The following is a 17,598-nucleotide window of genomic DNA, read 5'->3' on the forward strand; positions in this document are numbered from 1 at the left end:
AATGGAGGAGATCGACAGGCGGATCGTCGCGTTGCTGGCCGCCGACGGACGGATGAGCTTCACCGATCTGGCCAAGGAGACCGGGCTGTCGGTGTCGGCGGTCCACCAACGGGTGCGGCGGCTGGAGAAACGCGGCGTGATCAAGGGTTACGCCGCGCTGGTCGACTTCGACGAGGTCGGGCTGCCGCTGACCGCCTTCGTGTCGATCAAGCCCATCGACCCGGCCGCCGCCGACGACGCGCCCGACCGGCTGCGCCACCTGGCCGCCATCGAGTCGTGCCACAGCGTGGCCGGTGACGAGAGCTACATCCTCAAGGTGCGGGTGGGCTCGCCCCACGACCTCGAGGAGCTGCTCAACCAGATCCGGGCCGCCGCCAACGTGTCGACCCGGACCACGGTCGTGCTCTCCACCCCGTTCGACTACCGGCCGCCCGCCGTCTGAAAGGCCGCGCGGACGTTGTCGTAGGCCTCGGGGGCGGCGCCGAGGGCGTCCAGTCCCTTGAAGGCCGCGCCGACGATCGGGGGGACGTCGGCGACGACGAGTTTGGCGTGCGGGGCCTGGGCGGCGTACCGGGCCTCGACCAGGCCGGTCAGGAACGGGTCGCGGGCGGTGAGCACGCCTCCGCCGAGCACCACCTCACACGGGCCGTCGAGCAGGCCGATGCGGCGCATGGCGACGACGCCGAGCACGGCGATCTCGTCGGCCAGCCGGGTGATCACCTCGCGGGCGACCGGGTCGCCGTGGCGGGCGGTCTCCAGCAGCGGGGCCACCAGGTCGTGGAGGCGGTCGTAGGGCAGGTCGCCGAAGTGCAGGTCGACGACCACCTCCTCGACGGTCGCCTTGCCGAAGACCCGGCGGACCACGTCGGCCAGGGCGGTGGCGGGTCCCCGGCCGTCCTCGGCGCGGACGGCGTGCCAGAGGGCCTCCTCGGCGATGCCGCCGCCTCCGCCCCAGTCGCCCGACAGCCTGCCCAGCGCGGGGAAGCGGGCCACCCGGCCGTCGGGGCCGACGGCGACGGCGTTGATCCCGGCGCCGCACACCACCGCCGCGCCCCACGGGCCGCTCGCGCCCGCTCTGAGCAGGGCGAAGGTGTCGTTGCCGACGACGATCTCGGGGGCGAAGCCGCGGCGGGCCATCTCGTCGCGGAGCCGGACCTCCTCGATCGGCAGGTCGGCGCCCGCGACGTAGGCGAAGACGTGGTCGGCGTAGGGGCCCCGGCCGGGCAGGGCGTTCTCGATCACGTCGACGGCCGGGACCACGCCGCTGCTCTGCGGGGTGAACGGGCCGCCACGCCAGGTGCCGAGGACCACGCCGTCCTCGCCGACCAGGGCGACGTCGGTCTTGCTGTTGCCGCCGTCGACCGCCAGGATCGTCCGCATCAACGGGCCCACGACAGGTGGGCGCGGTTGGCCTCGACCAGGCGCGAGGCCAGCCCGGTCGCCAGGTCCGACTGGCCGACCAGCGGGTGGGCGAGCAGGGCGTCCCGCACGCGGCGTTCCCCGCCGCCGAGGGCCGCGGTCAGGGCCAGTTCCTCGTACGCCGACACGTTCGCGATCAGCCCCCGGTACAGCGGCTCGACCGGGTCGACGGCCAGGGGCGTGGCGCCGGACGCGCCGATCACGGCGGGCACCTCGATGACCGCCTCGGCGGGCAGGAACGGCAGCGTGCCGCCGTTGCGGGTGTTCACCACCTGCACGTCGCCCCGGTCCCCGGCCAGCGAGGCGATCAGCGCGACCGCCGCCTCCGAGTAGTAGGCGCCGCCGCGCTTGCCCAGCAGCTCGGGCTTGGTGTCGCTGGCGGGGTCGGCGTAGACGTCGAGCAGGGTCTGCTCCATCGCGGCCACCTCGGCCGCCCGCGACGGCTTGACCCGCTGCTCGGCCACCACGTTGTCGTGCTCGTAGAAGTAGCGCAGGTAGTAGGAGGGCACGACCCCGAGGTCGCGCAGGATCCACTCGGGCACCCCGACCTCGGCCGCGATCGCGGCGGCGTGCTCGCCGAGCAGCCGGGGGAGCACCTCGCGCCCGTCCACGGTCACCGAGCGTTCCCACGTGAGGTGGTTCAGGCCGACGTGGCCCAGCCCGATCGACTGCCAGGGCACGCCGAGCAGCCCGGCGAACCGCCGCTGCATCCCGATCGCCACGTTGCAGAGCCCGATGGCCCGATGCCCGGCGTCCAGCAGCGCCCGGGTCACGATCCCGACGGGGTTGGTGAAGTCGACGATCCACGCGCCCGGCGCGCGGCGGCGGACCTCCTCGGCGATCTCCAGCACGACCGGGACGGTCCGCAGCGCCTTGGCCAGGCCGCCCGCGCCGGTCGTCTCCTGCCCGACGCAGCCGCACTCCAGCGGCAGCGTCTCGTCCACGTTCCGGGCCGCCTGGCCGCCGACGCGCAGCTGCAGCAGCACCGCCCCGGCCCCCTCGACCCCCGGCCCGACCTCCGCGTGCTCGGTCACCACGGCGGGGTGTCCCGCGCGGGCCAGCATGCGGCGGGACATCCCGGCGACCAGGGACAGCCGGTGGGCGTCCGGGTCGACCAGGGCGACCTCACTCAGCGGCAGCTCGTCGCGCAGCCGCGCGAAGCCGTCGATCAGCTCTGGTGTGTACGTCGAGCCGCCCCCGACAACGGCGAGTTTCACTCATCCTCCTTGTAGTTTCGATCCGAAGACCTCGTCCCGGACCACGTCCAGCCCCAGGTGCAGCGCCCCGGCCAGCACCGGGTTGCCCCCGACGGCCGACAGCCGCAGCGGCGGCCGGGGCAGCGTGAGGGCGTGCAGTTCGCGTTCGGTCATCGCGCGCAGCGTCTCGCCGCCCGCCAGCGGCATCCCTCCGGCCAGCACGATGACCTCGGGGTCGAGCACCGCCGTGATCGACGCCAGCCCCATGGCCAGGCGGCGGGCGATCTCCCGCAGCCCCTCGGCGGCCTCATCGGCGTTCCGGCCGCCGTCCTCGACGACCTGGACGGCGCGTTCCACGGCCTGCGCCGCGGACGTTCCACGGATGCCGCGCGCCCGCAGCAGCCGCAGCACCGCCTGGCCCCCGGCGAGCGCCTGGAAGCCGTGGTCGACCCGCTTGCCGACGTCGCGCGCGGTGGGCGCGCCGACGGCCGGCATGTAGCCGACCTCCCCGGCCCCGCCGGTCGCCCCCCGGTGCAGGCGGTCGCCCAGCACGATCGCCGAGCCGATGCCCGAGTCCACCCAGAGCAGCACGAAGTCGCCGTGCTTGCCGTGGGCGCGTTCGGCCAGCGCGACCAGGTTGACGTCGTTCTCCACGTCGACCGGCGTGCCGACACCCTCCGAGAGGGTCCGGACGAGGTCCGGGATGTGCCAGCCCGGGATGTGGGCGGCGTAGCCGAGGCGGCCGGTGCCCGGGTCGACGGCGCCCTGGATGCCGATCACCACCCGGTTGACCCGGTGGGGCCACGCCTCGGCCAGGGCGGTGCGGACCTTGTCCACCACGTCGCCCTGCGCCCGCCCGGGGGTCGGCAGGGTGGACGTGCCGACGACCGAACCGGTGAGGTCGGCCACGGCGACCTCGACCCGGTCGCGGGTCACGTCGAGGGCCGCCACGTGGGCCGCCCCGGCGTTGATGCGGTAGAGCTCGGCGGTCCGGCCGGGCAGGCCCTCGCGGATGCCGTCGAGGACCACCAGCCCGGCCTCCTGGAGGCGGAGCAGCAGCTGGGAGGCGGTCGGCTTGGACAGCCCGGTCAGGGCGCCGAGCTCGGGGCGGGTCAGCGGGCCCCGGTCGAGGAGGACCCGCAGCGCCGCGCGGTCGTTGATGGCCCGCAGCAGGCTGGGGGTTCCGGGGGTCGGCTGGCTCACTTTGGAGAAAGTAAAGAAACCTTCCAAATAAGTCAATCGCCCGAAACCGCATCGTGACCGGGGGCCTTCGCGGTACGCGTAGAATCTATCGGCCTATGCCACAGTCATCCGCGCCCGAGCTGACCCGTGAACGCGACTATGTCGCCGGCCTCTACGACCGGCTCGACCAGTTGCGGGTGCGCACCCGTGAGCAGCTCGACGGCGTGCTCGCCCAGGGCGCGTTCGGCACCCACCAGAACCGGTCGGAACGCGACAACTTCGCCGTCATGTACTCCCAGCGCCTGGCCCGCCTGTGGGCCGTCGAGCGCGGCCTGTGCTTCGGCCGCCTCGACCTCGCGCCCGGCGAGGAGGAGACCCGGTTCTACATCGGCCGCATCGGCCTGACCGACGACGAGCAGCGGCGGTTGCTGATCGACTGGCGGGCCCCGGTCGCCCAGCCGTTCTACCGCGCCACCCCGGCCGCGCCGATGGGCGTGACCCGGCGCCGCCACCTCCACATCAAGGGCCGCACGGTCGTCTCGGTCGACGACGACCTGCTCGACCTCGACAGCCTGACCGCCGCCGACCGGGCCACCCTCAACGGCGAGGCCGCCCTGCTGGCCGCCCTCTCCGAGACCCGCACCGGCCGGATGCGCGACATCGTGGCCACCATCCAGGCCGAACAAGACCGGATCATCCGGGGCGACCTGTCGGGCGTGATGGTCGTGCAGGGCGGGCCGGGCACCGGCAAGACCGTGGTCGCGCTCCACCGGGCGGCCTACCTGCTCTACACGTACAGAGAGAGGCTGGAGCGCCGAGGGGTGCTCATCGTCGGGCCGAACCTCACGTTCCTGCGCTACATCGAGCAGGTCCTGCCGTCGCTGGGCGAGACCGACGTGCTGCTGTCGACGGTGGGGGAGCTGTTCCCCGGGGTGACCGCCAGGCGCGCCGAACCGGCCGCCGCCGCGGCGCTCAAGGGCGGGCTGCGGATGGCCGACGTGCTCGCCCGCGCCATCGCCGACCGGCAGCGCATGCCCGGCAAGCCCGTCGACATCCGGCTCGACCGCTACACCCTGCGGCTCGACCGGCAGACCTTCGAGGCGGCCCGCAACCGCGCGGTCAAGTCGCGCCGCCCGCACAACCAGGCCCGCGCGGTGTTCGTGCGGCACCTGCTCAACACGCTGACCAAGCAGGCCGCCCGCAGCCTGGGCCGGGGCATGCTCTCCGACGAGGACTTCGCCGACCTGCGCGAGGACCTGCGGACCGAGGAGCCGGTGAAGGCCGCCCTCAACAAGCTGTGGCCCTACCTGACCCCCCACCAGCTCCTCATCGGCCTGTTCACCTCCACCGAGCGCCTGCTGGCGGCCGGCCTGAGCAAGGGCGAGGCCGCGCTGCTGCTCCGCGAGCCGCCGCGCAAGGGCGAACACTGGTGGAGCGAGGCCGATGTGCCGCTGCTCGACGAGGCGGCCGAACTGCTCGGCGACATCGACGAGGGCGTGCTGCGGGCCGCCCGCCGCGCCGAGGAGGAGCGCGAGCAGCAGCTCGCCTACGCCCGCGAGGTCCTGGAGATGACCGGCCTGGCCGACATCATGGACGCCGAGCGTTTCGCCGAACGCCAGCAGGCGGAAGAGGGATATCTCACAACGGCCGAGCGCGCCGCCCGCGACCGGACGTGGGCCTTCGGGCACGTGATCGTCGACGAGGCCCAGGAACTGTCGGCGATGGCCTGGCGCACGCTCATGCGCCGCTGCCCGTCGCGGTCGATGACGATCGTCGGCGACATCGCCCAGACCGGCTCGGCGGCCGGCGCGCCGAGCTGGAAGAGCGTGCTCGACCCCTACGTCCAGGGCCGCTGGCGCGAGTCCCACCTGACCGTCAACTACCGTACGCCCGCCGAGCTGATGGCGGTCGCGGCCGACGTGCTTACCCTGGTCGACCCGGCGCTGAAGGCCCCCGACTCGGTCCGCGAGAGCGGCGAGAAGCCGACCGCCGTCCGCACCGCCGATCTGGCCGCTGACCTGCCCGGGATCATCGAGCAGCAGAAGGTTCCCGACGGCCGGCTGGTCGTGATCGTGCCCGTGGGGCTCGACGTCGGGATGCCCCACATGACCGGTCCCGAGGCGCTCGACGCCGAGGTGGCGGTGCTCACCGTGACCGAGGCGAAGGGCCTGGAGTTCGACGCGGTCGTGGTGGTCGAACCGGCGAAGATCCTGGCCGAGTCGCCGCGCGGCGCCAGCGACCTTTACGTGGCCCTGACCAGGGCGACCCAGCGCCTTTGCGTCGTCCACACCGGCCCGTTGCCCGACGTGCTGGCCAGCCTCCGATAGCGGCCCTTGTACCAGCCTGTCCCACCTGCGAAAACTTGGCGTTCCCGCTGCTGGGGAGCTGGTTGACATCTGCGCTCAGGTCGGTAGTTTGCTGCGGAGTCCAGCACGGGACTGACCGGTTGGCCGTCCTCAGACATCGTCGGATTCCGCGTCCGTGACGAGCGTCACCCGCACTTCGGGGCGCTCTGTAGCTCAGCCAGGCGCGGCGCCGGCGTTTTTGTCGGGGCGGGGCACTCCATCCGGGTGGGGGGTTGGACCCGGGAAGAGTTTCAGCGCCCAGTAGACAACGGAACTCCGCGCCCGCCGCCGACGGGACGGAACCGGTCCGAAGGGCGCTCGAGACTCTGAACCGTCTCGTGAGTTGGGCCTGGGCACGTGGCACCCGTGCCCTGTGCGTAGCCGGATGGTCCTTGAGTTCTCCTGTGGCCACAGGAGAACTCAAGGACCATCGCTGTTCTTCCGGCCGATTCCTGACGCGGGCTTTCCTGTTTTGGGGCCCGCCGTCCGGCGCGGTAGCGTTCCGACCAGCCCCATTCGGTCTGGTTCAAGGAGACGCGTGCTCGCAACGGCGACCGTACGGTCGACCGCCCCGGCGTTCGCCCCACCCACGTGGGCGCGCGCGGCGCTCGCCGTCGCCGGCGGCCTGCTGATCTTCCTGGCCTTCCCGCCGCTCGGCTGGTGGTTCCTCGCCCCGCTCGGCGTCGCCCCGGTGGTCCTGTCGGTGTACGGCCTGCGTCCCCGCCGGGCCCTGTGGATCGGCTACCTGGCGGGCCTGGCCTTCATGCTCCCCGCCATGGCGTGGGTGCGGCCCATCGGAGAAGACGCCTGGCTGGCCCTGGTCGCCATTGAGAGCGTTTTCTGGGCCGTCCAGGCCCTCCTGGTCTCCCTGGTGATCCGGATGCGGCTGTGGCCGCTCTGGGTGGCGTGCCTGTGGGTGCTCCAGGAGTGGGGGCGCAGCACGTTCCCCGTCGGCGGGTTCCCGTGGGCCCGCCTGGCCTTCTCCCAGGGCACGTCCCCCTACCTGAAGTACGCCTCCCTCGGCGGCGCCCCGTTTGTAACTTTCACCGTCGCCCTGACCGGTTGCCTGCTCGCCTACCTGGGCGTCCACCTCTTCACCCGCGACTACCGCGAGCGCGTGGTCGCACTGACGGCGGCCGGGGTGATAGCCCTACCGGTGGTGGGGATGCTCATCCCCCTCCAGGTCGACGAGGGCAAGACGGTGAACATCGGGGTGATCCAGGGCAGCGTGCCCGGCAGGGAAGGGCTTGGCTTCTCCGCGACCGAGCCCGCCGTCGTGCTCAAGAACCACGCCGACGAGACCCACCGGCTGGCCGAGGCGGTCAGGGCCGGGAAGTACCCCAGGCCCGACCTGGTGGTCTGGCCGGAGAACTCGACCGACATCGACCCCTACCGCAGCCCCGAGGCCTACTCGATCATCGACGCCGCCGTGAAGGACATCGGCGTGCCGGTGCTCGTCGGGGCCGTGGTGTCGCTCGGCGACGACGCGCGGGCGACCCGCAGCATCGTGTGGGACCCGGTCACCGGGCCCGGCGCCCACTACGACAAGCAGAAGCTGGTGCCGTTCGGGGAGTTCACGCCGTACAAGGACCTGGTCCTGTCGCTGTTCGAGCGGGCCGCCCTCGTCGGGAAGCAGTCGATCCCCGGTGACAAGCCGGGCGACCTCAAGGTCGGGCCGGTCACCGTCGGGGCCGTGAGCTGCTACGAGGTGGCCTTCGACACCGTCGTCAACGGGACCGTCCGCGCGGGCGGCTCGCCCCTGGTGGTGCAGACCAACAACGCGACCTACGAACTGTCCAGCCTGCCGCCGCAGCAGCTCGCCATGTCCCGGATCCGGGCGGTCGAGCACAACCGCGCGGTGATCCCGGTCGCGACGACCGGCATCTCCGCCCACGTCGCCCCCGACGGGGACATCCTGTGGGAGACGCCCGAACTCGTGGCGACGAGCACCGTGGTGACGGCTCAGGTGCGCACGCGTGACACCCTCGCGACTCGGGTAGGTGTTTGGCCCGAGATCATAATGATGTTGGCGGGAACGGGCGCTGTCGTCGCCGCAGCGGCCGCCGGGGTCGCCGCCCGGCGCAGCCGGCGGGACTAGGAGGAGCCGATGGACCGGACGTTTGGGCGCGTGCTCGTGATCGTTCCCACCTACAACGAGCGCGACAACCTGCCGCGCATCGTCGAACGGCTGCGCTCGGCGCTGCCCGACGCCGACCTCCTGGTGGCCGACGACAACAGCCCCGACGGCACCGGCAAGATCGCCGACGAGATCGCCGAGCGCGACGACCACGTCCACGTCCTCCACCGGCCCGGCAAGCAGGGCCTGGGCGCCGCCTACATCGCCGGCTTCCAGTGGGGCCTCGACCGCGACTACGACGTCCTCATCGAGATCGACGCCGACGGCTCCCACCAGCCCGAGGAGCTCCACAAGCTGCTCGCGGCCGTCGAGGGGGGCGCCGACCTGGCGATCGGGTCGCGGTGGGTGCCCGGCGGGAAGGTCGTCAACTGGCCGACGTCGCGGGAGTTCCTGTCTCGGGGGGCCAACACGTACACGCGGATCATGCTCGGCATGCCGGTCCGCGACGCGACCGCCGGCTTCCGCGCCTACCGCGCCACCACCCTGCGCAAGATCGGCGTCGAGGGCGTGCAGTCGCAGGGCTACTGCTTCCAGGTCGACCTCACCCTGCGCACGGTCCGCGAGGGCCTGCGCATCACCGAGGTGCCCATCACCTTCGTCGACCGGGCCGTCGGGCAGAGCAAGATGAGCCGCGACGTGATGACCGAGGCGCTGTGGCGCATCAGCGTGTGGGGCGTCACGGGCCTGCCGGGGCGGTTGCGGCGCCGGCGGTAAGGCCGCGCCGCAGTCGGATTCACGGGGCGGTATGGCCCCCTCCATGCGTGGACGTCCCTGGCCTGGGTCGGCGTCGCCCTGATGCGGGCTTGAAATCATGATCCCGGTGCCGCGGTGACAGCGGTGGCCAGCACCAGCGGTGTCATGCCTTGATCGGCGTCGGCGAGGCGGTGTGGCGGGGGCGGTTCCCGCTACGAGTGGGAATGTCATGCTGCGACTGAGACGCGAGGCGGCGTGACACGCCGGCGTGGGGGAATGGCCCACGCTGCGGGCATGGGTGGTGTGGTGGGTAGCTTGGGTGCGCCGCCGGTCCGGTGGGGTGGTTTCGCCGTTGGCGGTAAGGTTTACGCCGCTCGTTGGATGGGCGAAGCGATGTGGCCAGCGGTTCCGTCGTCGCCTCGACGAGGTTTACGCCTGCGGCTGAGCGGGGAACCCGGGTTCCGCGCGGGTGCGTTGGAACCCCCGTAGGCTCGCGTGTGGAGGTGTGGCGAATGCTGCGGATCGGGCTTTTCCTGGCGTTTCTCGTGGTGCCCGTTGTGGAGATCTGGCTTTTGATCCAGATCGGTGAGGTCATCGGTGGGTGGACCACCGTCGGGTTGCTGATCGCCGACAGCCTGCTGGGGGGCTGGCTGGTGCGGCGTGAGGGCCGCCGGGCCTGGAGCGCGCTGCAGAAGGCGATCGAGTCGGGCCGCATGCCCGACAAGGAGCTCGCCGACGGCGCGTTGATCGTGGCGGGCGGCGCGCTGCTGCTGACCCCCGGTTTCTTCACCGACATCTTCGGCTTCTTCATGATCCTTCCGTTCACCCGGCCGTTCGCCCGGCGCGGCGCGGCCTGGTTCCTCGGACGCCGCGTGAAGGCGATGGCGGCCCGTTCGCCCTACGCGCCGTTCATCACGGGCCTGCCCCCGCAGGATGCCCGCCGTGACCGCCCGCGCGAGAACGTGGTGCGCGGCGAGGTCGTCGACGACTGACGTGAACCCTCCGGGCGGCTCGCGGTGATAGCTGGACGTCAAGCCGCACCGCCCGAGAGGATCCCATGAGGGATGCCATTGCGACGGCCGGGGACAACGACCTCATCCAGCGTTCCCTGGCCGAGCCCGAGTGCTTCGCCGCCCTGTTCGACCGGCACGCACCCCATTTACACGCCTACGTGGCCCGTCGGCTGGGCCCCGACGCGGCCGACGACGTCGTCTCCGACACTTTCCTGGACGCCTTCCGCCGCCGCCACGTCTACTCAGGTCACCACACCGACGCCCGGCCGTGGCTCTACGGGATCGCGTCCAACCTGATCGGCAAGCACCGCCGCAGGGAGACGGCCCGCTACCGCGCCTACGCCCGCAGCGGCCCGGACGAGACGATCGCCGCCCTCGTCGAGGAGGGCGTGACCACGCTCGCCGTGAACCGGCCCCTGCTGCGTGCCCTGGCGGCGCTGAAATCCGGCGACCGCGACGTGTTGCTGCTGGTCGCGTGGGCCCAGTTCACCTACGGGGAGGTGGCGCTGGCCCTGTCGATCCCGGTCGGGACGGTCCGCTCCCGCCTGAACCGCGCCCGGACCAGGGTCAGGGCCGCGCTGGAGGCGCCCGATGCGTGACCTCAGGACCGTTGCGAGGGGTCCGCTGTCCACTGCCGGCGCCGATGGATGGACGACCCCGGAGGCCGTCGATGCGTGATCTTGAGACCCTGTTCGAACGCCCCCCGGCCGGTGAGACCGACCTGGCCCACGCCCGTGCCCGGTTCGTGGCCGCCGCGGCGAGGAGCCGCCCCCGGGGGTGGCGGAACCGGCTGGGGCCGCTGCTGGCGGCGCTGGCGACCGCGCTGGTGGGCGTGACGGCGGCGGTGCTGCTGCGCCCGGTCCCGGCCGCCTTCCCGCCGCCGCCCGACCCGCCTGCGCGCCTCGACGCCCGGCAGGTGCTGCTGAAGGCCGCCGACGCCATGCTCAACCGGCCGCTGCGACTGGAGGCGAAGCCCGGCGAGTTCTTCCACGAGGGCCTGACCCATCGGTCCTGGGAGACGCCCGGAGGTGAGGTCACGTCCGGATGGAGCGAGAACTGGCTCCCGGCCGACGGCCGGGGTCCGTGGTTGTATTTCAACGGGATGGGCCAGGAAGTGCTCTTCTCGGAGCTCTGCTCCCGCCGCGACCCGGACAGGTGGTCACCCGATCTGCGGGCCGAGGTCACGCGTTCGGGGTCGCCCTCCTTGCGGTTCCGGGAGGTTCTCAGTCTCCTCGCGTCGGCGAACTTCCACCCCGGCCGCGCGGCCGACCTGCTGAGGCTGGCGGCCGGACTGCCCGGCATCTCGGCCACGCACGCCCGCTACACCGCCGCCGGCCAACCGGCGATCACCGTCGGTGTCGACGGCGACGGTTTCCGCGAGGAGCTGATCTTCGAGCCGGGCAGCTATGCGCTGCAGGGTCAGCAGATGGTGATCACTCGCCCGACCGTCCAGCGCCAAGGCGGCAAGACCCTCCCCGCGGGCGCCGTCTCCGGGCAGGCGATCACCTTGCTGGCCGTGGAGCCGGAGCTGCCGAAGACCCCCGCCGGACGGAAACGGATGACCATGAAGACGCCATGTGGCTGACGTCCTAACGCGACAGGGCGCCTTCCGGATGATCCGGAAGGCGCCCTCGCGTCGGTGGTGGGTCGGGGCCTACGCGCTCTTGCGCCGCTGTGCCCGCAGGATGGCCAGTCGCTCGTTCAGGACCTCTTCGAGGTCTTCGATCGAGCGGCGCTCCAGCAGCATGTCCCAGTGGGTGCGTGGGGGCTTGGCCTTCTTCTGCTGGGGCTGCTCGGCGTCGACCCGGAGAGCGGGGGAGCCGCAGTGACGGCACTCCCAGCTCGCGGGGATCTCGGCCTCAGCGGCCAGCGGAACGGTGGTGTGGTGACCCCTGGGGCAGGTGTAGGACACCTCCTGGCGGGGTGCCAGATCGGTGTTGCGGTCGTTCTCGTAGCTGGTCGCGCCGAGCCGGGTACCGCGAAGTGCACGCTCGCCCATGTTCTAAGCCTCCTGAGATCCCCCTATACGACAACAGCTATAGAGGGGTTGGTCTCCACCATGTACAACGCCTGATACCGTGTGTGGATTCCCACCCAAGACGTGATCCAATCGCGCTTTTTCCGGCGCTCGTGAACCGATTCGCCGTCAAATCCGTTCTGGCACGTCGTTGCCCGCGGCCCTGATCGCCTTCGGCAGGTTGACGGAAGCGAGCAGCACCCCGCCGATCACGAAGAAGATCACCAGCGAGACGATGCCGTACCGATAACTGTCGGTCAGCTGCAGGGCCAGGCCCAGGGTGAAGGATCCGATGAGCGTCGCACCCTTGTCACTGATCTCATAGAGGCTGTAATACTCCGCTTCCCGCCCCTTTGGGATCACGTGGGAGAACAACGACCGCGACAGTGCTTGTGTTCCCCCCATCACGATCGCGATCGCGAAGCCGAGGGCGAAGAACAGCAGCGGCTGCTCCGGAGGCACGAAGTAGGCGGCCGCCACGACCCCGCACCAGGCCACCAGCGACCACAGGACCGTCTTGCGGGTGCCGACCCGCATCGCGACCCGGCCCAGCAGGATCGCGCCGAAGAACGCCACGAACTGGACCATGAGGATGGCCCCGATGCGGGTGGTCTCGTCGAGGCGCAGCTCCTGGTCGGCGTAGGTGGCCGAGAAGGAGATCACCGTCTGCACGCCGTCGTTGTAGGCGATGTAGGCGAGCAGGAACACCAGCGTCAGCGGGTAGCGGGTGATCAGGTCGCGGACGGTGAGGCCGAGCTGCCGCACGCTGAGCACCACGGCCCGGCCGGCGCCCTCACCGGCCGGCGCCTGCCCGCGCCGGTTGCGCAGCCGCAGCAGCGGGATGATCGTGAACCCGCCCCACCACAGGCCCGCCGAGGCCAGCGCGAGCCGCACCGCCGTGCCGGTCTCCATGCCGAGCGCCTCGGCGTTCAGGAACAGCCCGAGGTTGACGACCAGCAGCAGCCCGCCGCCCAGGTAGCCGAACCCCCAGCCGCGCGCCGACACCCGGTCGCGCTCCTCGGGCGTGGAGATCTGCGGCAGGAACGAGTTGTAGACGACGAAGGCCGCCGCGAAGCTGGTCTGGCCGATGATGAACAGCACCCCGCCCAGGATGTACGCCCCGTCGGCGACGAACCACATCAGCAGGGTGGCCGCCGACCCCAGGTAGGCGAAGAAACCCATGATCTCTTTCTTGCGCCCGGTGTGGTCGGCCAGCGCCCCGGCGATCAGCATCACCACGATCTGGCAGACCGCCGCCACGCCGACCACGAACGAGTAGTAGGCCGAGGGCCGCACGTCGAAGCCGATCACGTCGACGAACGGCGCCCCGTTCGCGGCGGTCTCGGCGATGTCGGTCAGGTAGGGCCCCAGGAACACGGTCATGACCGTGGTCGGGAAGGCCGAGTTGGCCCAGTCGTACCAGTACCAACCCTTCTGTTCGCGGGTTCTGGCCGTCGGGCTCTCGTCGATGACCTGGGGGGAAGTCATTGCTGCTCGCTCTCAGGAGGGCCAAGCGTGTCGCGCTTGGAATCTGCCTCAGGTGGTGGGCCACTGGCCGCGCGCGGTGAGCACCTCGCGCAGCCCGGTGATGTTGTCGGTCATGATCCCGTCGACCCCGAGGTCGAGCAGGCGTTCCATGGTGGGGCGGTCGTCGATGGTCCACACGTGGACCTGCATGCCGATCGAGTGGGCGGTGCGGACGAACGCCGGGGTGACCACGCGCAGCCCGCGCCACCCGACGGGCACCTGCGCGCACGGGACGCCGGAGCGGGCCAGCCCGGCCAGCATCCGCCCGTAGCCGCCCCGGGCCGAGGCCGTGCGCAGCGCCGCGATCGCCCGCGGCCCCATCGCCGAGCACACCCGCGGCCCGCAGGCCCGCCGCGCCTGCGCCAGCCGCATGTCCGAGAACGAGGTCAGGCAGACCCGGTCGGACGCGCCGGTGCGCCGCAGCACCCGGGCCAGCGGCACGATCGCCGGCGACTCCTTCACGTCGATGTTGACCTTCACGTCGGGCCAGGCGCCGAGCAGGTCCTCCAGTAGCGGGATCTCGTCGACCCCGCCGATGCGGGCCTTGGCGACCTCGCGCCAGGGCAGCCGGGAGATCCGCCCCCGCCGGTCGGTGACCCGGTCGAGGGTGTGGTCGTGAAAGGCCACGAGCTGCCCGTCGGCGGTGGCGTGGACGTCGGTCTCCAGGTAGGCGTATCCCATCGCGACGGCCTTCTCGAAGGCGGCCATCGTGTTCTCCCGCCCTTCGGCGGCGCCGCCCCGATGGGCGAACGCGAGAGGCCCGGGATGATCGAGGAAGGCGAACCGTGGCTGCACGAGCGTGAGTATGCCCGGTGTGCGGGAGCCTTTCCACCTGCCTTCCCGGGTGCGGAGCGCCTGGCTCCGCACCCGGGGGACGCCGGGGTGAACCGCACGGAACGCGCCGACGTCGCTCAGGTGGCGCCCCCGATCCTCGCCGCGAGCACGGACGCCCCGGCGGCCAGCACCAGACAGGCGGCGACCACACCCCCGATGAGCGGCCAGGGGATCACGAGAGGGACGTCCGCCCGCATGGCCTCGGCGAAGGCGCCGCGGATGCCCAGCAGCGCGGGCAGCGCGACCACCGCCCCCAGCCCGGCGCCCAGCAGCACCACCAGCGCCGACTCGGCCGCGAGGGTGCCGCGCACCTGCCGGGGCGTCGCGCCCGAGAGCCGCAGGACCTCCAGGTCGCGGACGCGTCCGGCCGCCGACATCACCATCGTGTTCACGATCGCCACACCCGCGTAGGCGGTGGAGACCACGACGAGGAGCAGGGTCGCGATCCACACGAGCCGGTCCTCCTCGGCGTCGGCCTCGGCCGAGTAGGTCGCGACGTCCACCACGCGAGCCCCCGCCCCGGGGTCGGCGGCCGGGCCGACGACGTAGGCCTCCTCGGCGAGGACCACGGGGTCGTGTCTCCGGAGCAGGCCCCGGGAGATCAGCACGTCGGCGCCGGCGTCCTTGACCGTGCCCGCGACGGTCAGGCGAGCGGAGGTGCCGTCTTCGAAGGTCACCGGCATCGTCGCGCCCGGCCTCAGGCCGCGATCCTCGGCCAGCCAGTCGGCCACCAGGATCCGGTCGTCGTGGCGGAGGGCGTCGAGCGGGCCCGTGGCGTCACCGGCGCGGGCCAGGAGTTCGGGGGTCGCCCCGATCGTGCTGAGAGGGTCGCCGTTCGGCTCGAAGAGGGCGCTGAACAGGGACGACTCACCACCGGAGGCGTCGGTCAGGCCGGGCGTCCCGTCGGGGACGACGACCGCGTCGGCGCGGATCGTGGTGGCGCGGACGGCCGCGAACCCGGCGGCGGTCGTCTGCACCATCCCGGTGATCAGCACCGCGCAGCCCACGGTGACCAGCACCGGGGTGGCCGTGGCGGCGGTCCTGCGGACGGCGGTCCGGGCGTTCTCCCGGACGAGCAGGCCGACCGCACCCCGCCCTCGGGCGAACGGCCACGACACGAGCCGGGCCACGGGCGGGACCACGACGGGGGACAGCAGCGCCAGACCGGCGATCACCCCCATCGCGGCGACCAGGCCCGACATCACGAACGACCCTTCGGGGTCGGAGCCCAGCGCCGAGGCCACGCCCAGCGCGCAGAGGGCCAGCCCGGTGATCCACCGCACGCGCGGCATCGGCCGGTCGTCCACCTCGGCCTCGCGCAGCGCCTCCAGAGGGCGCACCCGCGCGGCCCGCCGGGACGCCGACCACACCGCGACCAGCGTCACGACCACCCCGGCCACGAACGAGCCGGCGAGGGGGAGCGGCGACAGGCTCACCGTGAAGCCGTCGGGCTCGAAACCGACGTCGACCAGCACCGCGCCCAGCACGGGGGCGAGTGACGCGCCGGCCGCCACCCCCGCGGCCGTGGCGGCGACGCCGACGACGAGCGCCTCGCCGTAGACCATCCGCCGGATCTGGCCCGGCGTCGCGCCGACGGCACGGAGGAGTCCGAACTCCCGGCGGCGATGCGCCACCCCGACCGCGAACGTCGACCCCACGACCAGGATCGAGACGAAACCCGAGAGCACGGCCATGCCGGTGAGGACCTGGAGGCCGATCCAGCGGGTCCGCTCGTCGTCCCGCGACTCCAACGCGCTCCGGGCGTCTCCGGTGAGGACTGATCGCCCCACGTGGGCCGAAGCTTCCCCTGCGGCCTTCGCGACCGCCGCGATGTCGGCTCCCGGTTCGGTGACCAGGCCGATCGCGCGTATCCCGGCCGAGAGGCGCGCCGCCTCGGCGTCGCTCAGGTAGACCCCCGGCCCGTCGACTGTGCCGGACACGGTGTAGGTCACCGGACCGCGCACGGTCAGCACGGACACCCGTGCCCCCGGACGAAGACCCAGGGACCGGTCGAGCGCCACTTCGCCCCGGCCGGGTGCGGTGCCCGCCGTCAGCGGGTAGGGCGCGAGCATCGCCGTCGACCAGGCGTAGCCTCGGTCGGACGCGATGGGGCGGCCTGAGATGACCGGCTGGGCGTAGAAGGTCCGGTCGGGGATCGCCCGTCTCACGCCGGGGATCATGGCCAGGCGGTCGAGCAGGGCGGTGACCTGCTGGGGTGACCACGGCCGGTCGGGGGCGAAGTCGCCGTCTTGGCGATCGGTCTGCGGGGCCGAGACGAACACGGGTGTTCCGGCGAACCGGCCGGGCACCTCCGGGCCGGACGAGGTCAGGGCCAGGGTGCTCATCGAGACCAGCGTCATGCCGAGGAGCAGCACGACGAAGCCTCCGGCGAAGGAGTGCCACCGCTCCCGGACGGTCGCGAAGCTCAACATGCCGCGGCCATCCGGGCGGCGACGGCCTCGGCCGTGAGGGGGGCGGTGAGTTCGTCGACCACGCGGCCGTCTTCGAGGAAGATCACCCGGTCGGCGCAGGAGGCCGTCACCGGGTCGTGGGTCACCATGATCATCGTCTGGCCGTGGTCGTCGACCAGGGCCCGCAGCATCCCCAGGACCTGGCGTGAGGTCTGGGTGTCGAGCTGGCCGGTCGGCTCGTCGGCGAAGACCACGGCGGGCCTGGTGATCAGCGCTCGCGCGATGGCCACCCGCTGCTGCTCGCCGCCCGACAGCCCGTTCGGCCGGTGGTGGGCGCGGTCGGCGAGACCGACCCGCGCCAAGGCCCCGCGGACGAGCTCGGGGGCGGCCGGGCGGCCGGCCAGACGCAGCGGCAGCGCCACGTTCTGCTCGGCGGTCAGCGCCGAGACCAGGTTGAACGCCTGGAAGACGAACCCGATCCGCTCGCGCCGCAGCACGGTCAGGCCGTGTTCACTCAGGGAGCCGAGGTCGGTGCCGTCGATGACGACCGTCCCGCCGGTCGGGCGGTCGAGCCCGGCCGCGCAGTGGAGCAGTGTCGACTTCCCCGAGCCCGACGGGCCCATGATCGCCGTCAGGGTGCCCGCGTCGAAGGTGGCCGTCACGTCGTCGAGGGCGGTCACTGTGCCGTAGGTGCGGCGTACCGCTTCCAATCGAACCTTCATGGGGTCCAGCGAACTCGCTCGGCCCCGGCGGCACATTGGTGCTGCGGCGAGAGACGAAGGTAGTCCTGGCACTACCGTGCCCCGCCGGGCTGATCGGTTACG

General features: G+C 72.3%; 15 protein-coding genes. 7 read left to right on the forward strand and 8 right to left on the reverse strand.

All coding sequences use genetic code 11. From position 1 onward, the window contains the following. Position 1 precedes the first annotated feature (1 nt). Positions 2-442 carry an Lrp/AsnC family transcriptional regulator gene (locus AW270_RS09005; RefSeq protein ID WP_061292747.1) on the forward strand — a complete coding sequence of 147 codons (441 nt, stop codon included), beginning with the start codon at positions 2-4 and terminating at the stop codon, positions 440-442. Here the strand turns inward: AW270_RS09005 and AW270_RS09010 are convergent. From AW270_RS09010 to AW270_RS09020, 3 genes are read right to left on the reverse strand one after another with little or no spacing between them, the layout of a single operon-like run. Continuing rightward, entirely contained in the window at positions 421-1,380 is a 960-nt protein-coding gene (locus AW270_RS09010; protein ID WP_174549856.1) for an N-acetylglucosamine kinase, read from the reverse strand. The genes AW270_RS09005 and AW270_RS09010 overlap by 22 nt on opposite strands. After that, complete coding sequence (locus AW270_RS09015) at positions 1,380-2,636, reverse strand: 6-phospho-beta-glucosidase (protein ID WP_061292751.1); 1,257 nt, start codon at positions 2,634-2,636, stop codon at positions 1,380-1,382. The genes AW270_RS09010 and AW270_RS09015 overlap by 1 nt, the downstream gene beginning before the upstream one ends. After that, on the reverse strand, positions 2,637-3,818 hold the full coding sequence (locus AW270_RS09020) for an ROK family transcriptional regulator (RefSeq protein ID WP_061292753.1): 1,182 nt from the start codon (positions 3,816-3,818) through the stop codon (positions 2,637-2,639). Between the two features lie 95 nt (positions 3,819-3,913). On the opposite strand from AW270_RS09020, the gene AW270_RS09025 reads away from it, so the two are divergent. From AW270_RS09025 to AW270_RS09050, 6 genes are all read left to right on the forward strand, one after another. After that, on the forward strand, positions 3,914-6,124 hold the full coding sequence (locus AW270_RS09025; protein ID WP_061292755.1) for a HelD family protein: 2,211 nt from the start codon (positions 3,914-3,916) through the stop codon (positions 6,122-6,124). A gap of 556 nt (positions 6,125-6,680) precedes the next feature. Further along, a complete protein-coding gene (gene lnt, locus AW270_RS09030) occupies positions 6,681-8,240 on the forward strand; it encodes an apolipoprotein N-acyltransferase (RefSeq protein ID WP_245674636.1) in 1,560 nt (519 codons plus the stop codon). A gap of 9 nt (positions 8,241-8,249) precedes the next feature. Beyond that, the gene (locus tag AW270_RS09035) at positions 8,250-8,993 is read left to right on the forward strand and encodes a polyprenol monophosphomannose synthase (protein WP_061292757.1); all 744 of its coding nucleotides are present in this window, start codon (positions 8,250-8,252) and stop codon (positions 8,991-8,993) included. 491 nt (positions 8,994-9,484) lie between these two features. Next, a complete protein-coding gene (locus tag AW270_RS09040) occupies positions 9,485-9,964 on the forward strand; it encodes an FxsA family protein (protein ID WP_061292759.1) in 480 nt (159 codons plus the stop codon). Between the two features lie 65 nt (positions 9,965-10,029). Beyond that, a complete protein-coding gene (locus tag AW270_RS09045) occupies positions 10,030-10,584 on the forward strand; it encodes an RNA polymerase sigma factor (RefSeq protein ID WP_061292761.1) in 555 nt (184 codons plus the stop codon). Positions 10,585-10,655: 71 nt separating this feature from the next. Next, entirely contained in the window at positions 10,656-11,570 is a 915-nt protein-coding gene (locus AW270_RS09050) for a hypothetical protein (protein WP_061292763.1), read from the forward strand. Between the two features lie 69 nt (positions 11,571-11,639). On the opposite strand, the gene AW270_RS09055 is transcribed toward AW270_RS09050, so the two are convergent. From AW270_RS09055 to AW270_RS09075, 5 genes are all read right to left on the reverse strand, one after another. Then, the gene (locus AW270_RS09055; protein ID WP_030453745.1) at positions 11,640-11,984 is read right to left on the reverse strand and encodes an RNA polymerase-binding protein RbpA; all 345 of its coding nucleotides are present in this window, start codon (positions 11,982-11,984) and stop codon (positions 11,640-11,642) included. A 147-nt stretch (positions 11,985-12,131) separates the two neighbouring features. Next, complete coding sequence (locus AW270_RS09060; protein ID WP_061292764.1) at positions 12,132-13,490, reverse strand: MFS transporter; 1,359 nt, start codon at positions 13,488-13,490, stop codon at positions 12,132-12,134. Between the two features lie 48 nt (positions 13,491-13,538). After that, a complete protein-coding gene (locus AW270_RS09065) occupies positions 13,539-14,324 on the reverse strand; it encodes a glycerophosphodiester phosphodiesterase family protein (RefSeq protein ID WP_082801419.1) in 786 nt (261 codons plus the stop codon). 116 nt (positions 14,325-14,440) lie between these two features. After that, entirely contained in the window at positions 14,441-16,795 is a 2,355-nt protein-coding gene (locus tag AW270_RS09070) for an FtsX-like permease family protein (RefSeq protein WP_063819147.1), read from the reverse strand. Beyond that, on the reverse strand, positions 16,789-17,496 hold the full coding sequence (locus tag AW270_RS09075) for an ABC transporter ATP-binding protein (RefSeq protein WP_218009132.1): 708 nt from the start codon (positions 17,494-17,496) through the stop codon (positions 16,789-16,791). The genes AW270_RS09070 and AW270_RS09075 overlap by 7 nt, the downstream gene beginning before the upstream one ends. Between the last annotated feature and the right edge of the window lie 102 nt (positions 17,497-17,598).

Origin of the sequence: Herbidospora cretacea, from assembly GCF_001570605.1 — a bacterium.
Classification (GTDB): Bacteria; Actinomycetota; Actinomycetes; order Streptosporangiales; family Streptosporangiaceae; genus Herbidospora; species Herbidospora cretacea.